Source organism: Protofrankia coriariae, from assembly GCF_001017755.1.
Classification (GTDB): Bacteria; Actinomycetota; Actinomycetes; order Frankiales; family Frankiaceae; genus Protofrankia; species Protofrankia coriariae.
In genome coordinates this window covers 213,061-219,712 of record NZ_JWIO01000001.1, presented here as the reverse complement: position 1 = coordinate 219,712, position 6,652 = coordinate 213,061, and the positions used below count along the sequence as shown (strand labels likewise).

The 6,652-nt window shown below is 73.0% G+C and carries 2 protein-coding genes and 2 pseudogenes (2 of these 4 running past the window's edge); all 4 read left to right on the top strand.

Annotation, left to right across the window (positions count from 1 at the left end; translation table 11 throughout):
• Positions 1-1,855 (top strand): annotated as a pseudogene (mfd, locus tag FrCorBMG51_RS00925) (transcription-repair coupling factor) (it extends 1,902 nt beyond the left edge of the window).
• Positions 1,856-2,008: 153 nt separating this feature from the next.
• A complete protein-coding gene (locus FrCorBMG51_RS00920) occupies positions 2,009-2,806 on the top strand; it encodes a SurA N-terminal domain-containing protein (RefSeq protein ID WP_047221291.1) in 798 nt (265 codons plus the stop codon).
• Between the two features lie 133 nt (positions 2,807-2,939).
• Positions 2,940-3,653 (top strand): annotated as a pseudogene (locus tag FrCorBMG51_RS34340) (MazG nucleotide pyrophosphohydrolase domain-containing protein); the annotation flags it as partial.
• Positions 3,654-4,649: 996 nt separating this feature from the next.
• A protein-coding gene (gene sppA, locus FrCorBMG51_RS00910; protein ID WP_047221234.1) for a signal peptide peptidase SppA crosses the window boundary here: on the top strand, positions 4,650-6,652 show its 5' portion. It continues 49 nt past the right edge of the window; the window shows 2,003 of its 2,052 coding nt (coding positions 1-2,003); it begins with the start codon at positions 4,650-4,652; its stop codon lies beyond the right edge, outside the window.

Here is a 6,652-nt window from a genome sequence, read left to right as displayed (position 1 = left end):
GAGCCTCGACCGGATCGGCGGCGCCGACTGGGCAAAGCGCAAGGGACGCGCCCGCAAGGCCGTCAAGGAGATCGCCGGCGAGCTGATCCGCCTGTACAGCGCGCGGATGGCCGCGCCGGGACACGCCTTCGGCCCGGACACCCCGTGGCAGCGGGAGCTGGAGGACGCCTTCCCGTTCCGGGAGACCCCCGACCAGCTCTCGGCCATCGAGGAGGTCAAGGCCGACATGCGCAAACCCGTCCCGATGGACAGGGTCATCTGCGGCGACGTCGGCTACGGCAAGACCGAGATCGCGGTACGGGCGGCGTTCAAGGCGGTACAGGACGGTAAGCAGGTCGCCGTTCTCGTCCCGACGACACTGCTCGTCCAGCAGCATTTCCAGACGTTCTCCGAGCGGTACGCCGCGTTTCCCGTGAACGTACGGGCGATGTCGCGCTTCAATTCCGCGTCCGAGCAGAAGGCGGTGCTGGACGGGCTTTCCGAGGGCACCGTCGACGTGGTGATAGGAACGCATCGGCTGCTGTCGTCCGCGTCCCGTTTCAAGGACCTCGGTCTGGTGATCGTCGACGAGGAGCAGCGTTTCGGTGTCGAACACAAGGAATATCTGAAAAAGATGCGGACCGCGGTGGACGTGCTCACCATGAGCGCCACCCCGATCCCGCGGACGCTGGAAATGTCGATCACTGGCATCCGGGAGCTGTCGACGATCGACACCCCGCCGGAGGAACGGCACCCGATCCTGACCTTCGTCGGCCCGAGTGACAACCGGCAGGTCGCCGCCGCGATCCGCCGCGAACTGCTGCGTGAGGGGCAGGTCTTCTTCATCCACAACCGGGTGGAGTCGATCGACGCGGCCGCGGCGAGGCTGCGCGACCTCGTCCCCGAGGCGCGCGTCGCCACCGCGCACGGCCAGATGGGCGAGGACGCCCTCGAGCAGGTGATGGTCTCCTTCTGGGAGAAGAAGTTCGACGTCCTGGTGTGCACCACGATCGTCGAGTCGGGGCTGGACATCTCCAACGCGAACACCCTCATCGTGGAACGCGCCGACGTGTTCGGGCTGTCCCAGTTGCACCAGTTGCGGGGCCGGGTGGGCCGCGGCCGGGAACGCGCCTACGCATATTTCCTGTATCCTCCGGACAAACCGCTCACCGAAACCGCGCACGACCGGCTCGCGACGATCGCCCAGCATTCCGACCTCGGGGCCGGAATGGCCGTGGCCATGAAGGACCTGGAGATCCGCGGGGCGGGGAACCTGCTTGGCGGGGAACAGTCCGGGCACATCGCCTCGGTCGGTTTCGACCTGTACGTGCGGATGGTCGGTGAGGCCGTCGCGAACTTCAAGGGCACCGTGGTCGAGGAGCCGCCCGAGGTCAAGGTCGAGCTTCCGGTGAACGCGAGCCTGCCGCACGACTACGTCCCCAGCGAGCGGCTGCGGCTGGACGCGTACCGGCGGCTGGCCGCCGCCGTCTCGGACGACGACATCGCCGAGGTCCGCGCCGAACTCCTCGACCGTTACGGGACGCTGCCCGAGCCGGCCGAGAACCTGCTGGCGGTCGCCTCCCTGCGGGTGCTGGCCCGCCGGCACGGCGTCACCGAGATCACCGTGGCCGGCCGTCAGATCCGGTTCGCGCCGCTGGAGCTGCGCGAGAGCCAGACCATGCGCCTCCAGCGGCTGTACAAGGGGGCCGTGGTCAAACCGACGGTGCGCACGGTCCTCGTGCCGGCGCCGACGGAGACTCCGCGCATCGGTGCCCGGCCGCTGCGCGACCGCGCCGTCCTCACCTGGGCCGCGCAGTTGCTGGCGGCGGTCGCCGGTGACTCGGTCGCGGCGGCGGCCACGGCCGCGTCCCGCTGAGACAGGGCGATCGCGCCGCGTTCGGTGGGCCTTCCCAGCCGGGTCCGGTGGATCTTTGACCGGGTGGTCGGCGAGGCGCGCGGAGACGGTGGGGGTACGTCCACCTGTGGCCTGGCTGTGCGCGGCGGGCGGCGAGTCGGTACGGTCACAGCCGTGAAGCCCCGTTCTGCCACTCGCCGCATCCTCGCCGGCGTGGCGTTGGTGGTCCTCAGCGCCTCCGCGTGCACCACCCATGCCGGGTCCGCCGCCCAGATCGGCGATGACACGATCAAGACGTCGACTCTGCGTGACGTTGTCGACCGCGGCCTGGCCGTCAGCCGGTCGGCCGCCGCGGCCAATCCCAGCGCCGCCCAGAGCATCGCGCCGATCGAACGCACCGATCTGCAGCGGCGCGCGCTGACCACCCTCGTCCAGCTTGACCTGCTCGAGCGGGAGGCCCGCGGCCTCGGAATCACGGTGACCGACCAGGATCTCGACGCCTTCTACCAGACGTACGGCGTGCTCGAGTTCGGCGGCGTCGCGGACTTCGAGCAGTTGGCGGAGCTCGGCGGCATAGCCCGCAAGGACCTGCGGCTCTTCCTACGCTCCAACGCCCTGGAGTCGGCGATCGCGGACAGGCTGGCTCCGGCCCCGGACACGGACGCCGCCAAGGAGCAGGCCCGCGGCAGGTACGACAAGATCGTTACAGACTTCAGGGCAAAAGGGAAGCAGATCTCGCTGAGCTTCGATCAGGCTCAGGGCTACCTCATCCGGTCGCTGGCCGCGGACCAGCGCAACCAGACCGTGTACACGAAGCTGCGCGAGACCGCGTCCCGGGAATCGGTCTCGATCAACCCGCGGTTCGGCACCTGGGACTCCGCCCAGCTCGCGGTGGCGGCCGCGGGCGTCTCGATCGCGACGACTCCGGCGCCCGAGCCGCCGCTGGGCCCGGGACTCGCGACCACCCAGTGACCGCCCCCGTCCCGTCGACAGTTCTGCCGGCCGGGCCGACCGGTTCGATCATGCTGACCCGGCCGGCCGCGGTGACCAGAGCGGCCAGGCCAGCCGGGGCGGTCAGGCCGACCGGGCTGGCCGAGGCAGCCCGGTGACCGCGAGCATCGTCGTCGTCGTGACCAGTCCCCGGGTCGCGCCCGGGCTGCTCGACGTCGCGACCTGGGACCTGCTGCGCGCCGCCGGCGCGGTCTGTTGCGGCTCGGCCGACCATCCCCAGCGGGCCGCCCTCACCGCGGCCGGCATCGCGGTCGAAGTGCTGGCGGTCGAGGCGCTGGCGGACGCCGGCCGGCAGGNCGCCGGCCGGCAGGCCACCGCCGAGGCGCTGCGCGGGCGCGCGTACGCCGACCCGTCCCGGCCCGTGGTGTGGCTCGCCGCGCCAGCTGCTGGGACCCTGCCGACTACTGGGACCCTGCCAGCCGGCGAGATCCCGGGGGCTGATGGAGCGCTGTGGGCTGGTGGGGCCGAGCCAGGCGGGAAGCGCGACCTGCTCGACGCGCTCGCCACTCTGGCCGGTGCGGATCTCACCGTGACGGTCGTCCAGGGATCGCGCGATCTGCCCGGCGCCAGGCTGCTGGACGCGGTCGCCGTGATGGACCGGCTGCGCTCTCCCGGCGGCTGCCCGTGGGACGCCGAGCAGACCCACGCCTCGCTTGCCTCCTACCTGTTGGAGGAGGCCTACGAGGCGTACCAGGCGATCGAGGACGGCAACCACGCCGACCTGCGTGAGGAACTCGGCGACGTGCTCATGCAGGTGCTCTTCCACGCGAGGATCGCCGCCGAGGGCAACGGCTGGCCCGACGGCCCGGCCGACGCGGGGACGCCTGACACCGGAGCCACCCGTGCCGACCGGAACCTCGACGACCGGAACGGTGCCGACCGGAACAGTACGCCCCGGAACGAGGCTGGCCGGGACGAGACGGCCCGAAACGGCGCTGTCCGGGGCGGGGGGGAGACCCAGCGCGGCACGGCCGTCTGGGACATCGACGACGTGGCCGCGGGCCTGGCCGACAAGCTCGTCCGCCGGCATCCGCACGTCTTCGGATCGGTGACGGTGGACGGCGCCGCCGCCGTCGAGACGAACTGGGACAAGATCAAGGACGTCGAGAAGGGCCGCCGGTCGGTGACCGAGGGCGTGCCCCTCTCCCAGCCCGCGCTCGCGCTGGCGGCAAAGCTCCAGAAGCGCGCGGCCAAGGTTGGGGTGCCGGTGGATCTCGCCCTCGGCGCGGGCCGGCTGTCTCCCGCCGATGCCGTTGTCGGCCTGGTCGGCGAGCTGGCCCGGGACACGGACACCGGGTCCGCGGCGACCGAGGCCGAGACGCCGGCCGAGACGCTGGTCGGCGACCTGCTGTTCGCGGCCGTGGCGCTGGCCCGGCAGGCCGGAGCCGATCCGGAAGCGGCGCTGCGGGCGTCCGCACGGCGTTTCCGGGACACGCTCGCCGCCGCCGAGGATGCGATCCGCGCCGCCGACCTGGATCCACGGGAAACCGACGCCGACTCCTGGCGCGCCCACTGGCCGGCAGCGAGGCAGACCCCGACCGGAAGCACGACCCCGGCCGCCTGACGGGTCGCAACCCCCGTTCGCGCCGTTAGGGGCGGCTCTCGCCGAGGTCGCGCTCCGAGCCAGGCCCGCGGGGGAGCTCACCGGGCGCGCTCCGGACGGTTCCGGCCACGCGGATGGAAGCGGATGGAAACGGCCATGGGCCATGGCCCACAGCGCGTGGGGCGTGGCCTCGCCGCGCGGCGGCGGGCGTGGGGCGTGCTCTCGCCGCGTGGCGGCAGACGCGGCGCGTAGCCTCGCTGCATGGCAGCAGACACCGCGCGGCAGGCGCTGGCGGGCGTCCATCGTTTGTATGCGCGACGGTCCGCGCCTATCCTCCTCGAGCTCGACCTCACCGTGGATCCGGTCGAAGGGATACCCGGTGATCCGGTGAGCGCGGCCCTGGCGCGGCGTCGCCCGTCCCTGCGCACCGTCGTGGACGGGCTGCGCCGGGCCCGGGAGGACGACCGGGCGGCCACGCTCATCGCCCGGATCGCCCCCTGCGGGACGCCGCTGGCGCGGGTGCAGGAGATCCGGGACGCGGTCATCGCCTTCCGGGACGCCGGCGGGACCGCCTTCGCCTACGCGGACGCGTTCGGCGAGTTCGGCGGCGGGACCGTCCCGTACTACCTGGCCTGCGCGTTCGACCAGATCTGGCTGGCACCGCCGGGGGAGCTGGGCCTGACCGGGGTGGCCCTGGAGACACCGTTCCTGCGCGACGCCCTGGACCGGCTCGGCATCGAGATCCAGGTCGGGCAGCGCCACGAGTACAAGAACGCCGTCAACACGTTCGTGGAACGCGATTTCACCGCCGCGCACCGGGAGGCCAGCGAGCGGATCGTCGTCTCCAGCCTGTCCATGATCGTGGACGGCATCGCCACCGCCCGTGGCCTGTCCCCGGCACGGGTCCGCGAACTGATCGACAACGCGCCGCTGTCGGCCGAGCAGGCCCGCCGGGGCGGGCTGGTCGACCGGTTGGGCTACCGGGACGAGGTCTACGCCGCCGCCCGGGCCCACGCCCGCCGCACCGCGGGCGACGGCACCGGCCCCGCGACGGACGCGGCTCGCACGGCGGGTGCGGCTCACGCGGCGTGTGCCGGTGGCGAGGCCGAGGCTGGCGCGGACGCCGTGGCCAGGAGTACGGGCGCCACGGCCGAGGACGAGCGTGACGGTGTGATCCTGATGTACCTCTCCCACTACCAGCGGACGGCCCAGCGCCGGGAGACGTCCCGGTCGCGACTGCCCGCCCCCGTGCTCCACCGGGGCGGGCAGCTGGCGAAACCGGACGGGAAGGCCTTCCGGCGCGGACCCGAACGGCGCAAGGTGATCGCCGTCATCCACGGGACCGGGCCGGTGCTGCTCGGCCGCGGCGGGCGCGCGCCGCTGCGGGGCCCGGCCATGACCTCGGACGCCCTCACCGCCGCCTTCCGGGCGGCAGGCCGTGACGAGGACGTTGCCGCGGCCGTGTTCCGGGTGGACAGCCCCGGCGGCTCGTACGTGGCCTCCGACCTGATCCGACGGGAGGTCGAACGGTTCCAGGCCACCGGGCGTCCGGTGGTGGTCTCGATGGGGCCGGTGGCCGCCTCCGGCGGATATTTCGTCGCGCTCGGGGCGGACGCGATCGTGGCGCATCCGGGCACCCTGACCGGGTCCATCGGGGTGCTCGGTGGCAAGCAGGTCGTCCGCGAGCTGCTGGACAAGGTCGGTGTGCGCTTCGGCGCGGTCGCCGAGGGCGAGAACGCGCTGATGACCTCCCCGCGGCGGGAGTTCAGCCCGGCCGAACGCAAGAAGCTCGACGAGTTCCTGGACCGGGTCTACGAGGATTTCGTCACCAAGGTCGCCGCGGGCCGGAAGATGACGCCGGAGGCGGTGCACGAGGTCGCCCGGGGGCGGGTGTGGACGGGCGCCGACGCCCACGAGCGCGGCCTGGTGGACGTGCTCGGGGGGCTGTCCCAGGCCTGTGAACTGGCCTGGGAGAAGGCCGGCCTGCCCACGTCGGTGACCCCGCGGCTGCGTGTCCTGCCGAAGCTGGCGTTGGCAGACAGGCTGCGCCCGCCGCGGTCGAGCGAGGATCCCGCGGCTGCCGGCGTGGGCGGGGCGCCGCTGGCCGGTCCGCTGTCGGCCGGCTGGCCCCTGACGGGCACGGCGCTGCTGGGGGCGTCACTGGAGGTGATGGCGCACCGGGTCGTCGGCGGGGCGTACGCCACCGCCGGTGGTGATGTGTTCGCCGCCGGCTGGGGCCCGCTGGCCGCTGCCGCGGCCCGCGC